At 62.8% G+C, this 15,954-nt stretch carries 9 protein-coding genes; 6 read left to right on the top strand and 3 right to left on the bottom strand.

Annotated elements, in window-relative coordinates; translation table 11 throughout:
- Nucleotides 1-143 precede the first annotated feature (143 nt).
- The 3 genes from DXT88_RS00380 to DXT88_RS00390 are packed head-to-tail and all read left to right on the top strand — an operon-like array spanning nucleotide 144 to nucleotide 6,086.
- Nucleotides 144-3,374, top strand: a complete 3,231-nt coding sequence (locus tag DXT88_RS00380; protein WP_265210913.1) for an efflux RND transporter permease subunit — start codon at nucleotides 144-146, stop codon at nucleotides 3,372-3,374.
- Nucleotides 3,375-3,390: 16 nt separating this feature from the next.
- Nucleotides 3,391-4,656 (top strand): efflux RND transporter periplasmic adaptor subunit, encoded by a 1,266-nt coding sequence (locus DXT88_RS00385; protein ID WP_265210915.1) that lies wholly within the window; start codon nucleotides 3,391-3,393, stop codon nucleotides 4,654-4,656.
- The gene (locus DXT88_RS00390) at nucleotides 4,656-6,086 is read left to right on the top strand and encodes an efflux transporter outer membrane subunit (RefSeq protein ID WP_265210916.1); all 1,431 of its coding nucleotides are present in this window, start codon (nucleotides 4,656-4,658) and stop codon (nucleotides 6,084-6,086) included. Before DXT88_RS00385 ends, DXT88_RS00390 begins: the two co-directional genes overlap by 1 nt.
- 80 nt (nucleotides 6,087-6,166) lie before the next feature.
- Here the strand turns inward: DXT88_RS00390 and DXT88_RS00395 are convergent, their stop codons facing one another.
- From DXT88_RS00395 to DXT88_RS00405, 3 genes are read right to left on the bottom strand one after another with little or no spacing between them, the layout of a single operon-like run.
- The gene (locus DXT88_RS00395; RefSeq protein ID WP_265210917.1) at nucleotides 6,167-7,705 is read right to left on the bottom strand and encodes a DHA2 family efflux MFS transporter permease subunit; all 1,539 of its coding nucleotides are present in this window, start codon (nucleotides 7,703-7,705) and stop codon (nucleotides 6,167-6,169) included.
- Between the two features lie 13 nt (nucleotides 7,706-7,718).
- On the bottom strand, nucleotides 7,719-8,933 hold the full coding sequence (locus DXT88_RS00400) for an HlyD family efflux transporter periplasmic adaptor subunit (RefSeq protein WP_265210919.1): 1,215 nt from the start codon (nucleotides 8,931-8,933) through the stop codon (nucleotides 7,719-7,721).
- Nucleotides 8,934-8,990: 57 nt separating this feature from the next.
- A complete protein-coding gene (locus DXT88_RS00405) occupies nucleotides 8,991-10,496 on the bottom strand; it encodes an efflux transporter outer membrane subunit (RefSeq protein WP_265210921.1) in 1,506 nt (501 codons plus the stop codon).
- 196 nt (nucleotides 10,497-10,692) lie between these two features.
- On the opposite strand from DXT88_RS00405, the gene DXT88_RS00410 reads away from it, so the two are divergent.
- From DXT88_RS00410 to DXT88_RS00420, 3 genes are all read left to right on the top strand, one after another.
- The gene (locus tag DXT88_RS00410; protein WP_016835380.1) at nucleotides 10,693-11,301 is read left to right on the top strand and encodes a TetR/AcrR family transcriptional regulator; all 609 of its coding nucleotides are present in this window, start codon (nucleotides 10,693-10,695) and stop codon (nucleotides 11,299-11,301) included.
- A 281-nt stretch (nucleotides 11,302-11,582) separates the two neighbouring features.
- Nucleotides 11,583-13,133 (top strand): methyl-accepting chemotaxis protein, encoded by a 1,551-nt coding sequence (locus DXT88_RS00415; protein ID WP_016835379.1) that lies wholly within the window; start codon nucleotides 11,583-11,585, stop codon nucleotides 13,131-13,133.
- A gap of 449 nt (nucleotides 13,134-13,582) precedes the next feature.
- The gene (locus DXT88_RS00420; RefSeq protein ID WP_265210923.1) at nucleotides 13,583-15,850 is read left to right on the top strand and encodes a putative bifunctional diguanylate cyclase/phosphodiesterase; all 2,268 of its coding nucleotides are present in this window, start codon (nucleotides 13,583-13,585) and stop codon (nucleotides 15,848-15,850) included.
- Nucleotides 15,851-15,954: the final 104 nt, after the last annotated feature.

The raw sequence follows: 15,954 nt of genomic DNA on the forward strand, positions 1-15,954 counted from the left end.
GCGGATGTCATGGTAAGGCTTTTGTCAGTGAGCTGCAGAAGCGTGGAAAATAAGCAGAAAAGGTCTGGATAGCCCAAGAGTAGTAGCTTTCAGGCAAATTATTCTGAGTATAATAAAAGTCTTATTTCAGGGAACTAAAGTACATGTCAATGGTCGAGTTGGCGCTGCGTCGCCCTTACACCTTTATTGTGATGGCGATGCTGATCGTGCTGTCGACGCCGCTCGTCCTCATGAAAATGGCGACGGACATTTTCCCGGAAATCAATATCCCGGTCATCAGCATCATCTGGAACTACAACGGCCTGTCCGCCCAGGAAATGGGCCAGCGCATCGCCTCCCAGAATGAGCGCGGCCTGACCACCGTGGTCAGCGACATCGAACACATCGAATCGCAATCGCTGGCCGGCGTGGCCGTGATCAAGGTGTTCTTCCAGCCGACCGCCAACATCCAGAACGCCATTGCACAGACGGTCGCCTCGGTGCAGTCGCAACTGCGCCAGCTGCCGCCCGGCATCACGCCGCCGCTGGTGATCAAGTATTCCGCCTCCAGTATTCCGGTGATGCAATTGGCGCTGTCGAGCCCGACGCTGCCTGAGCAATCGCTGTTCGACGCCGCGATCAATACGCTGCGTCCGCAACTGATCACGATTCCCGGCGTGGCCGTGCCGTTCCCTTACGGCGGCAAGACGCGTTTGATCTCGGTCGACCTGGATACCCAGGCATTGCAGGCGCGCGGCCTGTCGCCGGTCGACGTGGTCAACGCGGTCAACACGCAAAACCTGATCCTGCCGTCCGGCACCGCCAAGTTTGGCGGCACTGAATACACCGTCAAGATGAACGGCTCGCCGGAAGCCGTGGCCGGCCTCAACGACCTGCCGGTGCGCACCAGCAACGGCGCCACCACCTATCTGCGCGACGTCGCCTACGTACGCGACGGCTTTTCGCCGCAGACCAACGTGGTGCGCCAGGACGGCGTGCGCGGCGTCCTGTTGTCGGTGTTGAAGAACGGCGGCGCCTCCACGCTGGACATCGTCAACAACCTGCGTGCGCTGCTGCCGCAAGCGCAGCAGACCATGCCCTCCGACGTCAAGATCACGCCGCTGTTCGACCAGTCGCTGTTCGTCAAGGCGGCGGTCAAGGGCGTGGTCGCCGAAGCGCTCATCGCCGCCGGCCTGACCGCTGCGATGGTGCTGCTGTTCCTGGGCAACTGGCGCAGCACACTGATCATCGCACTGACCATCCCGCTGTCCATCCTGACGTCGATCCTGATCCTCTACATGCTCGGCGAGACGCTCAACCTGATGACGCTGGGCGGGCTCGCGCTCTCGGTCGGCATCCTGGTCGACCAGGCCATCGTGACGATTGAAAACATCGAGCGCCACATGCACATGGGCAAGCCATTGCATGACGCCATCATTGTCGGCGCCGGCGAAATCGGCGTGCCGGCCTTCGTCTCGACCGTGTGTATCTGTATCGTGTTCGTGCCGATGTTCTTCCTGTCGGGCGTGGCGCGCTTCCTGTTCGTGCCGCTGGCCGAAGCGGTGGTGTTCGCGATGGCGGCGTCGTATATCCTCTCGCGCACGCTGGTGCCGACGCTGGTGATGCTGCTGATGGGCGGCGTCCACGGAGCGGAGGGTGGAAACAGTGGCGGCAAGACCAGCCTGCTGCAGCGTTTGTACCGCGGCTTCGACAGTCGCTTCGAACACGTGCGCCGCGCCTACACGCTGGTGCTGTCGTCGCTGCTGTCGCACCGCCGTCGTTTCGCGCTGGCCTTCCTCGGTTTCTGCGTCTTGTCCTGCCTGCTGTATCCGTTCCTCGGCCGCGACTTCTTCCCCAACGTCGACGGCGGCCAGATCCGCCTGCACATGCGCATGCCGACCGGCACCCGCATCGAGGAAACCGCGCGCGCCGCCGACCAGGTTGAAGCCGCCATTCGCGAAATGATCCCGGCCCACGAGCTGGAAACCATCCTCGACAACATCGGTGTTCCCAACAGCGGCATCAATCTTTCGTACAGCAACGCCGGCACCATCGGCACGCTCGACGGTGAAATCCTGATGTCGCTGCATGAAGACCACCGGCCCACGGAGCAACTGGTCAGCATGCTGCGCGCCGAATTGCCCAAGCGCTTCCCCGGCATCGAGTTCTTCTTCCAGCCGGCCGACATCGTCACGCAGATCCTGAACTTCGGTCTGCCAGCCGCGATCGACGTGCAGTTCACCGGCCCCAACCTGCAGCAGAACGCCGAGCTGGCCGCGCAACTGACCAAGCAGATCCGCCAGATCCCCGGCGCGGTCGACGCCCACGTGCATCAGCGCCTCGACGGTCCGGCGCTGGACATGCAGATGGATCGCACGCGCCTGCAGCAATTCGGCCTGTCCGCCGCCAACGTCGGCCAGAACGTGCTGATCGCGCTGTCCGGCAGCTCGCAGACGACGCCGGCATTCTGGCTCAACCCGCAGAATGGCGTGGTCTATAACATCGCCGTGCAGTCGCCGCAATATCGCGTGGATTCGCTCGACGCGCTGCTCAACATTCCGGTCGGCGCAGGCGCCGCCGCCACCGCCGCCGGGGCACCGGCCAATACCCAATTGCTGGGCAACCTGGTGGAAGTGAAACCGGCCCGCCAGCAGGCGATTTCCTCGCGCTACAACATCCTGCCGGCCATCGACGTCTATGTCAGCGTGCAGGGCACCGACCTGGCCAGCGTCGCCGGCAAGGTCGAGAAGCTGGTCGCGGAAATGCGCCCCAAGCTGCCGCGCGGCAGCCAGATCGTCGTGCGCGGCCAGGTGCAAACCATGCAGTCCTCGTTCATCGGCCTCGGCGTCGGCCTGGCGATGGCGATCGTGCTGGTGTACCTGCTGGTGGTGGTCAACTTCCAGTCGTGGATCGATGCGGCGATCATCATCGCCGCCTTGCCTGCCGCGCTGGCCGGCATCGCCTGGATGCTGTTCATCACCGGCACCACCTTGTCGGTGCCGGCGCTGACCGGAGCCATCATGACCATGGGGGTGGCAACCGCCAACAGCATCCTGATCGTCTCGTTCGCACGCCAGCGCCGTGAAGAAGGCGCCACGCCGCTGGCCGCCGCGCTCGAGTCCGGCGCCACGCGCATCCGGCCGGTGCTGATGACGGCGCTGGCGATGATCATCGGCATGATCCCGATGGCGCTCGGCCTGGGCGAAGGCGCAGAACAGAATGCACCGCTCGGGCGCGCCGTGATCGGCGGCCTGATCTTCGCCACCGTCTCCACTTTATTCTTCGTTCCCGTGGTTTTCGCGGGCGTTCACCAACGACTGGCGCGCCGCAAAGAAGCGCGCCGGCAACACGGGCACGGACCGGCCGACCAGCCGCCTCAGCCTCAGCAGCCGTAACAGGAGATTTGAAGCAATGTCGCAAGAACGTCATTCCCAACTCGGCATCCATCCCCTCGATCCGGGCGAGGCTGGAGAGCTGTTGAAGCGCCAGCAGATCGTGCGCCGCACGCGCCTCATTGTCATCGTCGTGCTGGTGTTGCTGGCCGTCGGCGCCGCGCGCACCGTGATCAGTCGCGTGTTCAACGCACGCGAACTGCAAGCCGGCACCACCGAGCGCGCCAAGCAATACGTCAAGACCGCCATTGCGAAAAGCAGCGACGCGACCCAGACGCTGTCGCTGCCCGGGACCTTGCAGGGCTACGTGCAGTCGCCGATTTCGGCGCGCGCCGGCGGCTACCTGAAACGCTGGCACAAGGACATCGGCGCCCGCGTCGAAAAGGGCGAACTGCTGGCTGAACTCGACACGCCGGAAATCGACCAGCAACTGTCGCAGGCCGTGGCCGCGCGCCAGCAAGCCGCTTCCAGTCTCGAGCTGGCCAAGAGCACGGTCGATCGCTGGGAAGCATTGCGCAAGAAGGACGCCGTTTCGCAACAGGAGCTCGATGAACGCCGCAGCGCTTATTCGCAGGCGCGGTCCAACCTTGCCGCCGCCGACGCCAACGTCGAGCGCCTGCGCCAGGTGGAAGGCTTCAAGCGCATCGTCGCGCCGTTCGCCGGCGTGATCACGCGCCGCAATGTCGACGTCGGCGACCTGGTCGATCCGGGCGCGGGCGGCGGCGCCGCGCGCGCGCTGTTCCTGCTGTCGCAGACCGATCCGCTGCGCGTATACATCAACGTGCCGCAGTCGTATTCCAACCTGATCAAACAGGGCCAGAAAGTGGTCGTCACGCAGACCGAATTGCGCGGCCAGAAGTTCGACGGCAAGGTGGCGCGCACCGCCGCCTCGATCGACACCACCACGCGCACCATGCAGGTCGAAGTGTCGCTGCCCAATCCCGACGGCGCACTGATGCCGGGCGCATTCGTGCAGGTGGCCTTGCCGCTCAAGCCGAGCGGCGCGCTGGTGGTCTCCACCGACGTCTTGCTGTTCCGCCGTGACGGCGCGATGGTGGCGGCGGTCGATGCCGGCAACAAGATCCGTCTCAAGCGCGTGCAGCTCGGCCGCAATTTCGGCCAGAGCGTCGAAGTGCTGGAAGGCATCAACGGCGACGAACGCCTGATCCTCAATCCGTCGGACTCCGTGGCCGAAGGCGACGAAGTTTCGGTGGCGGCCGAGACCGCTGCACCGAAGGACAAGGATAAAGACGGCAAGCCGACTACAGAAAAGGCCAAGTCGTGATGTTGCGTCCACTCGTGATCGCAGTTGCCGTGGCTGCTACGCTGGCCGGTTGCGCCGTCGGTCCCGACTACCGCAAGCCCGACGTCGACATGCCGGTGACCTGGCAGCTCGACGCGCCGTGGCGGCAAGGCACGCCGGCTGATGAGCAAGCAAAAGGCCCGTGGTGGGAACGCTTCGGCGATGCGAAGTTGAACGCCTTGCAGCAGCAGGCGATCGACGGCAACCAGACCCTTGCCATCGCCGCCGCTCGCCTGACGCAAGCGCGCGCCTCGGCCAACGTCGCCTCGGCCGGCATGTATCCGCAGGTCGGCGTCAGCACGCGCACGTCGCGTCTGCGCATCGCCGGCAATCGCCCTCTGACTAATTACAATTCGCCCAACTTTGCCACGGTGCAGAATGATTTTGCGCTGGGCTTGAACGTCAACTATGAAGTCGACCTGGCCGGTCGCGTACAGCGCAACGTCGAAGGCGCGCGCGCCTCGTCGCAACAGTCGGCCGCCGATTTCGAGAACACGCGGCTGCTGCTGAGCGCCGACCTGGCAGGCAACTATTTCAACCTGCGCGAACTGGATGTCGAACTCGACGTGCTGTCGCGTTCGATTGCATTGCAACGCAAGGCGCTGGAACTGGCGACTTCACGCCATGATCTGGGCGCCACCTCCGGCCTCGACGTGGCCCAGCAACAGGCGCTGCTCGACACCACGCTGACCCAGGTCGACGTGCTGCGCAAAGCGCGCGCGCAATATGAGCACGCGATCGCCACTCTGGTCGGCACGCCGGCGCCGCTGTTTTCGCTGACGCCGGAACTGGTGCCGATGACGCCGCCGGCAGTGCCGCTGGGCGTGCCCTCGGACCTGCTGGAGCGCCGTCCCGACATCGCTTCGGCGGAACGCGCGATGGCCGCCGCCAATGCGCAGATCGGCGTGGCCAAGGCGGCGTTTTATCCGAGCATCATGCTGGCGCCGTCGTACGGCGTCGACAGCCGCAACATCGACACCTTGTTCAATGCGCCCAGCGTGGTATGGTCGCTCGGCGTATCGCTGGCGCAGACGATTTTCGACGGCGGTCGCGTCAGCGCCAACGTCGACTTCGCGAAGGGCGGCTATGCAGCATCGGTGGCCTCTTACCGGCGCGTGGTGCTGACCGCGATGCAGGAAGTGGAAGACGGCATCACCGGCGTCGCCGCACTGGACCGCGCCTACACGCAAGCGCAAGCGGCCATCGTCAGCGCACGGCGCGTGCTCGACCTTGCAAACAGCCGCTACGAAGGCGGCGTGTCGACTTACCTTGATGTGATTTCGGCGCAGCAGTCGCTGCTCAACAGCGAGCGTCAGGCGGCGCAGTTGTTGGGGCAGCGCATGCTGACGTCGGTGTTCCTGATCAAGGCATTGGGCGGCGACTGGCCGGATGCGCAGATCGCGCGGAAATAGCTGAACGAGAAAAGACGATGAAAAAAACGGGGCCGAGGCCCCGTTCTTTTATGCTGTATCGATTGCAACCTACATCGCAATCAATGCGCCGCCGACGTATCCGCCACCCGCTTCGGCTTCGGCGCAAACCACACCGCCGCGGCCGCGAGGCCGAACGAGATCGCCGCCATCATGAAGATGTGATTGGTCGACAGCATGATGCTTTGCGATTGCAGCATCTGCTCCATGTTGGCGCGTGCCTGGTCGAGCGACATGCCGGCCTGCGTGAGGGCGTTGCTGACGTCGCCGAACTGATCGACCATGCCGGCCAGTTCGGCATGGTAGTAGATCGACTTGTTTTCCCAGCTTGTGTTGACCAGCGAGGTGGCGATCGCGCCCGACATGGTGCGGCAGAAACTCATCAGGCCGGCCGCCGAGGCGGTCTCCGATTCTTCCACGCTGCTCAGCGCCAGGCCGGTCAGCGGAACGAAGAACAGCGGCAGACCGATGCCCAGCATCAGTAGCGGCCAGCCGATCTGGAAGTTGCTCATGTCGGTGGTGTTGAAGCTGCGGAACAGCGTCACCGCACCTAGCCACATCACGCCGATGAACACCAGCTTGCGCGGATCGACCCTGGTCGACAGCTTGGCCACGAACGGCGCCGTCAGCACCGCGAGGATGCCGGTCAGCGCGGTGGTTTCGCCCGAGTGCGTGGCGGTATAGCCCATGTAGCCCTGCAGCCATAATGGCGTCAGCACGGTGGCGCCGAAGAACGCGCCGAACGCCAGGCAGATCGTGGTGACGCTGGCGGTGTAGCCGCGATGGCGGAACACGCGCAGGTCGACGATAGGATTGCGCTCGGTCAGCTCCCAGATCAGGAAGGCGATGAAGCCGGCCGCGGCGATCAGCGCCAGCACCACGATTTCGGTGGAGGCGAACCAGTCTTTTTCCTTGCCTTCGTCGAGCATGAGCTGCAGCGCCGCGACCCAGATCACCATGAGGATCAGCCCGACCTTGTCGATCGGCAGTTTCAGCAGCGGCGACTCGTAGCGCTTGAGCATCTTCCATCCCATGTAGCCGCAGATCAGCGCCACCGGCACGTTGATGAAGAAGATGTAGGGCCAGCTGTACTGGTCGCACAGCACCCCGCCCAGGATCGGGCCGGCGATCGGTGCAATCAGCGTGGTCATGGCCCACAGGCCGACCGCGGCAGCCGCTTTCTCCTTGGGGAAAATGCGCAGCAGCAGGGTTTGCGACAGCGGCATCAACGGACCGCCGGCCAGGCCTTGCAACACGCGGAAAGCGATCAGCATGCCCAGCGAATTGGCCATGCCGCACAGCGCCGAGAACACGCCGAACAGGATCATCGATGTGATGAACACGCGCACCGTGCCGAAACGGTTGGCCAGCCAGCCGGTCAGCGGCACCGTGATCGCCTCGGCCACTGCGTACGAGGTGATGACGTAGGTGCCCTGGCTCGACGAGGCGCCGAGCGCGCCCGAGATGGTCGACACGGAGACGTTGGCGATGGTGGTGTCGAGCACCGCGATGAAGTTGGCCGCGGCCAGCAGCAGGCCGGCGCCGATCAGCTGCACGCCCTCCAGCGGCTTTAATGATGCATCGGAAAAATGGGATGACATGGTTGCCGCCTGATTACAGAGTCGGGGACTTTGCAGCGGAGGAATTCATCGCCGTGTTCTCCGAGCCGCTGCCGCTCTTGCCGCGCGTGTCGATCGAGACGTCCATCGACAAGCCCACGCTCAGCGGTTTCTCGGCCAGTTCCTTGCGGTCGATCGAGATGCGCACCGGCAGGCGTTGCACCACCTTGATCCAGTTGCCGGTGGCGTTCTGCGCCGGAATCACAGCGAATGCGGAGCCGGTGCCGCCGGCCACGCCGACCACGGTGCCGTGATATTCAATCGCGCTGCCGTAGATGTCGGCCTTCATCGTCACCGGCTGTCCCAGGTGCACTTGCGACAACTGACCTTCCTTGAAATTGGCGTCGACGTGCATGGAGCGGGTCGGCACCACCGACAGCAAGGCGGTGCCTGCCTGGACGCGTTGGCCGACCTGCACCTGGCGACGGGCGATTACGCCTTCCACCGGTGCGCGCAGCACGGTGCGCTCCAGGTCCAGCTTGGCCTGGTCGCGCTTGGCGCGCGCCAGCGTGACTTCCGGGTTGGTGTCGACGGTGGTGTTGGCGGTCAGCACGGTGCTGGCTTTTTGCGCGCCGACGGTGGCGTTGCGATTGGCGTCGGCCTGGATCTTGCCGGCTTCGGCAGCCTTCAGGTTGGCCTGCATGGTCAGCACGGTGGTGCGCGCATTGGTCAACTCTTCACCCGAGACGGAGCCGGATTTTTCCAGTGCTTCGCGGCGACGCAGATCGAGTTCGGCGCGTTGCAGGTCGGCCTGGGCCGACAGCAATTGCGCAGCGGAGCGCTTCTGTTCGGCTTCGCGCGCCTGCACCTGTGCAACGAAACCGGTGTCGTTGGCGAAGTAGCTTTGCACGCGGCGTTCGGCGCGGCCCAGGTCGGCTTCGGCCTGCGCCAGCGCCAGCGTCGCGTCGCGGCTGTCGATCACGACCAGCACGTCGCCCTGATGGACGTACTGCGTATCGACCACGTTGACTTCGGACACGATGCCGTTGACGGCCGGCGTGACCTGCGAGATTTCCACGGCGGTGTAGGCGTTGTCAGTGGTCACGTAACGCGAACCGATGAAGTACCAGTAAGTACCGTAACCGATGGCGACCACGGCGACCACGCCGGCGAAAATGGTGAACAGCTTCTTGCGCTTGCCGGGCGCGTTGCCTGGAGCATTATCAGCCGTGGAAATGGTTTGAATGGCTTGGGAATCACTGTGCGACATGGCGTTTTCCTTCGTGGATATATTTGTCTGTATGGAGTCGATGCTGTGCGGGCGCGGTCAGCTGGCGTGTTGATAGCCGCCGCCGAGCGCGCGCACCATCGACACGTCGAGGGCAAACAGGCGTGAGCGCAAGGTCGACAACTCGCGCAGATTGGTCAGCAGCGTGTCTTGCGCATTGAGCACGTCGAGGTAGTTGGTGAGGCCGCCTTCGTAGCGATTGCGTACGATGCGGTAGGCATCCCGGGCGGCGTCCGCGGCTGCTTCGGTGCGGTTGAGGCGGCCGCTCAGGGCGCGCTCGCTGACGGCGACGTCGGCCACGTCCTGCAAGGCTTGCGTGACGGCGCTGTCGTAGTTGGCGACGGCTTCGTCGTAGCTGGCGCTGGCCGAACGGAACTGGCCGCGCAGGCGTCCGCCTTCGAAGATCGGCAGCGAAATCGCCGGTCCGAAACTGCCGATGCTGGAGCCCGACTGCGTCAGCAGATTGGTGCCCAGCGATTGGAAACCGAAGTAGGCGCTCAGGTTGACGTTGGGATAGAACTGCGCGCGCGCCACCTTGATCTGCTTGGCGGCGGCTTCGGCGCGCAGGCGCGCGGCGACGATGTCGGGACGGCGGCCGAGCAGGTTGGCCGGCAACTCCTGCGGCAGGTTGAACGGCTTCGACATGTCGATGACCGGACGCGCCAGTTGCAGGCCGCGATCAGGTCCGGCGCCGGCCAGCGCCGCCAGCTTGTTGCGTTGCAGGGCGATCGATTCGTCCACCGCCATCAGATCGGCTTCGGCCATCGCGCGGCGCGCCACCACTTGCTTGACGCTGCCTTCGGTTTCGAGGCCGTTGAGGCGGCGCTGAGCGAACAGGTTTTCAGTTTCCTGACGCACTTGCAATGCTGCCTGCGAGGTGTCGCGCTGGCTGAACAGACGCTCCAGTTCGGCGTAGCCGGCGGCGATCGAGGTTGCCAGCGTGATGCGCGCCTGGGCGGCGTCGGCGCGCGCCGCTTCCAGTTCGGAAGTGGCGGCGGCCAGCGCGGCGCGGTTCTTGCCCCAGAAGTCGATTTCGTAGCTGAAGTCGAGCGTGACGCGCGCTTCGTTGTTATAGCCGCGCGGCACGAAGTCGGCCGGCACGCCGTTGTTGTAGCTCTGCTTCATGCGATCGAGCGAGGCGTTGCCGGTGACTTGCGGCAACAGCGCCGCGCCCTGCTGCTGCGCCGCGCCTTCGGCTTTCAGCAAACGGGCGCTCGCCACCGCCATTGATGGTGCGCCGCGCAGCGCTTCGGCCATCAGCGTGTTGAGCTGCTTGTCGCCGTAGGCGGTCCACCAGTTGTCGTCGGGCCAGGCCACTGCTTGCGCATTGGCGGCATTCAGCGATTGCGAAGACTGATAGGCATTGATGTCTTTGGGTTCGGCGCGCGGACCGAGGTCGGAAAACTGCGCGCAGCCGGCCAGCGTCAGCGCCGCGACGGCCAGCGCCGACAGCGTTGCAAGACGAGGCAGACCCGGCAGACCCGGCAGGCGAGGCCGAGGGTATCGGGATGCGTCTTGATCCCCTGAAACAGATGGAACTTGCATGATCGAAATCCACTCATAAGTAAACTGTACAGTTCAGTATAGTATTGACTTTTAACGACCGTCAAGCAAAACTAGGGGAAAATGGGGTTCGGCAAACGGCGCAAATGCTGCAAGCGCACAAAAAAGCAACAGCCCCGGGGAAAACCAGGCGGAGCCAGGTAATTGAATGGTTTCGCCGCAATGGCAAAGAAATTACATGCGCAAGAAGAGTGAAGAACGGCGGCAGGCGATCATCGATGTTGCCGCGGAAATATTTAACGAGATCGGATTCGATCGCGCCTCCATGGCGGAAATCTCGGCGCGCCTGGGCGGCTCGAAGGCGACCCTGTACAACTATTTTTCTTCCAAGGAAGAGATATTCTTGCAGGTCATGAAGCAGCAAGCCGGCATGCAGTTCGAGTCGCTGTTCGCGATCCTGATCGAGGACGACGGCAGCAGCGACATGCGCGACACGCTGCGTCTGTTCGCCAACAAATACCTGCACCTGATCTTGTCGCCGGAAGTGATCGCGGTGCGCCGCCTGCTGTACTACAACGCCGAGCGTTCCGATCTCGGCTGCATGTATTACGAGAACGGACCCAAGCGCGGCTGGCTGGTGATTTCCGAGTTCATGAAACGAGCGATGGATCGCGGCGACCTGCGCGAAGCTGACCCGTGGCTGACAGCGATCCAGTTTCGCGTCCTGGTCGAAGCCGAGTGGGCCGAAGGCCGCATCCTCGGCGTGATCACATCAATGCCGCCGGCCAAGATCAAGGCGTCCGTGGAACGCTCTCTGGAGGCCTTCTTCCGCATCTACGGCGTCTGACGAAGCAGCTTCGCCGGCATCTTGCCACGACGTCATCATCCGATCACATTGCCGTGTGAAAATGCCGCGCCGGTAGTTCAGGGTCGCCTTGCAGGCCAGCAACCACGGCGCTTGCGCGTGGCCTTCCCGCAAAAATGAACGGTAAACAACCGCTTCCTTCCACGATGAAAAAAGCGCGCGCCTGCGTACCATTGATGGGACGATGCCGTTGTTGACGACGTCGTCTTTGCGCGCCCTTTCCGCTGCGCACCATTTTCACCATCTCCGTCCGAGGCAATCACATGCGCTGGTTCTATAACCTTAAAATCGCAAAAAAACTGGTCCTGTCGTTCCTGGCCGTCATCATCCTGACTGCGGGACTGGGCGCTTTCTCGATCGTCGAACTGATCAAGGTCAACCGAGCCTCGAGCGACATCGCCACCAACTGGATGCCGAGCGTCAAGGTCGGCCTGCAACTGCAGGCATCCATGTCGCGCTTCCGCATTTCCGAGCTGCAGCACATCCTGGCGACGGAGGAAAAAGATTACGACGACGCCGAAAAGGCGATGAAGACGCGCATGGAGATCATTCGCAAGGACCTGGCGTCATACGAGCAGATGATCTCGGAACCGGAAGAGAAAGTGCTCTATCCGCAATTCCAGCAAACCATGCAAAAGTATCTCGCCGAGAACAAGAAGATCATGGAGCTGTCGCGCGCCAACCAGAAGGATGAAGCGCGTCTGCAATTCAAGGGCGAGTCGAACAAGCTGTTCCGTCAGGCGGTCGAGCAGCTGGGCGGCCTGGTCAAGATCAATGATGATGGCACCGTGCGTTCCAACGCCGAGGCCGACCACACCTTCAACGAAGCGCGCAACTGGATCCTCGGCCTGCTCATTGCCATCGTGGTGATCGCGATGACGCTCGCGGTGTGGGTCGCACGCATCGTGTCGGTGCCGCTCAACAAGGCTGTCGACGTCGCCCAGCGCGTGGCCGAAGGCGACCTCGGCGCCGACATCCGCTCCGACAGCCGCGATGAAACCGGCCAGCTCATGGATTCGCTCAAGGCGATGAACGACAGCCTGCTGCGTATCGTCGGCGAAGTGCGCACCGGCACCGACACCATCGCCACCGCGTCGACCGAAATCGCCAGCGGCAACCTCGATTTGTCCAGCCGCACCGAACAACAGGCCGGCTCGCTGGAAGAAACCGCTTCGGCCATGGAAGAGCTGACCTCGACCGTGAAGGCGAACGCCGACAACGCGCGCCAGGCGAATCAACTGGCCGTCTCCGCCTCCGAAGTCGCACAGCAGGGCGGCGCGGTGGTCGGGCAAGTGGTCGACACCATGGGCTCGATCAACGAATCGTCGCGCAAGATCGTCGACATCATCAGCGTCATCGACGGCATTGCCTTCCAGACCAACATCCTTGCGCTGAACGCGGCGGTGGAAGCCGCACGCGCCGGTGAACAGGGGCGCGGTTTTGCGGTGGTGGCGAGCGAAGTGCGCAGCCTGGCGCAACGTTCCGCCGCAGCGGCCAAGGAGATCAAGGTGCTGATCGACGACTCGGTGGAAAAGGTCGGCTCGGGCAGCAAGCTGGTCGAGCAGGCCGGCGTCACCATGAGCGAAGTGGTCGCCAGCGTGCGTCGCGTCACCGACATCGTCGGCGAGATCAGCGCGGCCAGCACCGAACAGAGCACCGGTATCGAGGAAGTCAATCGCGCCATTACGCAGATGGACGAAGTGACGCAGCAGAACGCTGCATTGGTGGAGCAAGCCGCTGCTGCCGCACAGTCGCTGCAGGAGCAAGCCGGCAAGCTGGCACAGGTGGTCAGCGTATTCAAGCTGCGGCGTTGACCTGCAGAAATGCAGGCATCACTGGCGGGAAGGGCGGCGCCTTCCCTGCCAAAAAAACTGAAAAGCCCGTGACGCTCCGTCGCGGGCTTTTTTTACGTGTGTGGCGCCAACCCCGCGTAATCTCTCCGTCAGGAATGCGAGCTGACATTTCCCCGGGTGCCTCGTATTCAGGCCGTGCAGCGTCGCCAACGGCGTTGAACGAGTGGTTTCCCTCAGGATTTCCCCCTTGATTTCCAAGTCATCTATGCGAGTCGATAATGAGACAAGCGTATCGTCTCATGTGAATATCATTGCCTAACGGAAATTATTTGTGAGACTATGCGAAATTAGGCTAGATATTGTTAGTAACTAACGGGGTTTCAACCAGAGCGAATTTCAAACCGGGTTCCGACCGGGCAAACCGATGACGCCGGCTCCACATGACCACATCTGCACAAAGAAAAAATACAATGTTCCAGTGGCTACTGCTTAAAGAAAATGCCTTGAGCGCGGCGGAAAATACGGTCTGGAAAGAGAGCGCGCTGCGCATCATCCTCGTGTCCGGTCTGCTGCTGGAATGCGGTATCGGCCTGCTCAGCGCCATCGATGCATTCAAGGTCGGCGCGTATTACATCATCGCCGTCGTGACTGGATTCTTCATCGCACTGGTGCTGGGCGTGCTGGCGTCGGTGCGGCGTCCGGCGATCGGCAGTGCGATCCTGATCGCGACGATTTATGCGGCGTCGTTCTGCATGGTGTACTTCATCAAAGACGCCGACGTCGCCAAGTACGGCATCATGTTCGTCTACACGGCGCCGCTGATCGGCCGCATCTTCTTCGGTTCGCGCCTGGCGCTGGTGCTGATGACGATCAATGTATTCCCGTTCATGCTGCTGCTGCGCAACCAGCCGCTGCCGGTCTACCCGGGCCTTGATGCGCCGCTGGCCAATGCGCATGCCTATATCCAGTCGCTGCTGTTCTTGTTCTTCAACATCTGCGTGCCGCTCGGCGTGTTTCGCCTGCTGCACGCGCTGGACGCCTCGATCCGCCGTCATCGTGCAGCCAGCAGCGAGCTCGAGAGCAGTCATGCGCAATACCAGGAGATTTTCGAAAACGCCGGCGGCGCGATCGTGCTGTGCGATGCGCAGGGACGCATACTCAAGGCCAATACGCTGGCCGACAATCTGATCGGCCGCGCTCCCGGCAAATCCGCGCCGAAAGACCAGGATGCGAATCTGTTCGCGCTGCTCGGGCACAAGTGCCGCAGCGACACGGAAAAGGCGGCCGCCATCCTGGCGCTCAAGCGCGGCCAGGAGTATGCGTCTAAGGACGGCCGCCTGATCGTGATAGAAAATATCTCGACCACTTCCGAGCAGCACTACATCGTGCTGCTGCGCGACATCTCGCAACAGCGCCGCATCGAGGAAGCACTCGACCGCAGCAAGGAACGCGAAACCTTCCTCAGCAATCACGACCAGCTCACCCAATTACCCAACCGCGATCTGTTGCACCGGCAGCTTGAAGAGCACATGCAGGCCATGTCGCCGCGCCGCCAGCTGGCGCTGGTGGTCATCCGCCTCGACAGCATCAAGTACGCCAACGATGCGCACGGAAGCGCCGCCGGCGATGCACTGATCGTCGCTTTCGCCGATGCGTTGCGACGACTGCTGCCGGATGGCAGCCTGATCGCGCGCTTGCGCAGCGTGGTGTTCAGCTTCACGATCGAGACCAGCCACGCCAGTCGCGACGCCATCCCGCAGATCGAGCATATCCGCCGCAGCCTGCCGGAAGAATTGCTGGTCGGCGGCCAACGTCATCCGGTGCAGGTATCGATGGCGATCGCGTTCTCGCGGCCGGGCGAAACCAGCGGCGACGAACTGATCCAGCGCGGCAAACTGGCGCTGGATTCGGCGCGTCGTTCCGGCACCCAGGACATCACCGTCTTCGACGACGAAGCGGCCGCGCTGATCCGGCGCCGCCTCAACATCGAACAATCCATCTTGATGGCGCTGCGTGAAAACGAACTGCGCCTGGTCTATCAACCCAAGGTCACGCAAGACGGCGAGATCGTCGGCCTCGAGGCATTGATCCGGTGGCGCTCGCCGACGCTGGGCGACGTCTCTCCGGCTGAATTCATCCCGGTCGCCGAGACCAGCGGTGCGATTCATTTCATCACCGCTTTCGTGGTCGACAAGGTGTGCGCGTATATTCGCCAGACGCTGGACTCGGAACGGCGCTGCCTGCCGATCGCCATCAACCTGTCGGCCATCGATATCGTGCGCGCCGATCTGCTCGACCTGGTCAACGCCTCATGCCAGAAATACGGCGTCAGTTCGGATCACCTGGAGTTCGAGATCACCGAGACCGGGCTGGTCGGCAACGAGAATCTGGCCATCAGCCACCTCGAGGCGCTCAACGCCAAAGGTTACGGCATCACCATTGACGATTTTGGAACCGGTTACTCTTCTTTGCAGAAGCTCAGCCGTTTTCCGACGAAAAGTATTAAGATAGACCAGTCTTTTGTGGCGCAGATCGGTATCAGCGAGAAGAGTGAACTGATTATCCGTGCGGTGGTGTCGCTGGCGAAGATTCTTTCCTGCACCACGGTCGCCGAAGGCGTCGAAACGCTGGTCCAGGAAAAATTCCTCAAAGCGATCGGATGCCAGTTTTTCCAGGGCTTCTATTACTACCCGCCGATGGAGTTCCAGCAGGTCAATCAATTGTTGAAAGGTCGCTGACCCGGTTCGACTCAGGTCAGTCCCGACCGCTTCCGTTTTGATGCCGCAAAAGCATGCGTACCTCGAGGCGCACCCGAGCACCAGCAGGCGTAGCCCGCATCAAA

The organism is Herbaspirillum lusitanum (genome assembly GCF_026127345.1).
Classification (GTDB): Bacteria; Pseudomonadota; Gammaproteobacteria; order Burkholderiales; family Burkholderiaceae_D; genus Herbaspirillum; species Herbaspirillum lusitanum.

Excerpts from the sequence above, each read along its gene's own strand:
- DXT88_RS00405 (WP_265210921.1), bottom strand. The coding sequence starts at position 10,496 with ATGCAAGTTCCATCTGTTTCAGGGGATCAAGACGCATCCCGATACCCT.
- DXT88_RS00390 (WP_265210916.1), top strand. The coding sequence starts at position 4,656 with ATGTTGCGTCCACTCGTGATCGCAGTTGCCGTGGCTGCTACGCTGGCC.
- DXT88_RS00385 (WP_265210915.1), top strand. The coding sequence starts at position 3,391 with ATGTCGCAAGAACGTCATTCCCAACTCGGCATCCATCCCCTCGATCCG.
- DXT88_RS00420 (WP_265210923.1), top strand. The coding sequence starts at position 13,583 with ATGTTCCAGTGGCTACTGCTTAAAGAAAATGCCTTGAGCGCGGCGGAA.
- DXT88_RS00400 (WP_265210919.1), bottom strand. The coding sequence starts at position 8,933 with ATGTCGCACAGTGATTCCCAAGCCATTCAAACCATTTCCACGGCTGAT.
- DXT88_RS00380 (WP_265210913.1), top strand. The coding sequence starts at position 144 with ATGTCAATGGTCGAGTTGGCGCTGCGTCGCCCTTACACCTTTATTGTG.
- DXT88_RS00395 (WP_265210917.1), bottom strand. The coding sequence starts at position 7,705 with ATGTCATCCCATTTTTCCGATGCATCATTAAAGCCGCTGGAGGGCGTG.
- DXT88_RS00415 (WP_016835379.1), top strand. The coding sequence starts at position 11,583 with ATGCGCTGGTTCTATAACCTTAAAATCGCAAAAAAACTGGTCCTGTCG.
- DXT88_RS00410 (WP_016835380.1), top strand. The coding sequence starts at position 10,693 with ATGCGCAAGAAGAGTGAAGAACGGCGGCAGGCGATCATCGATGTTGCC.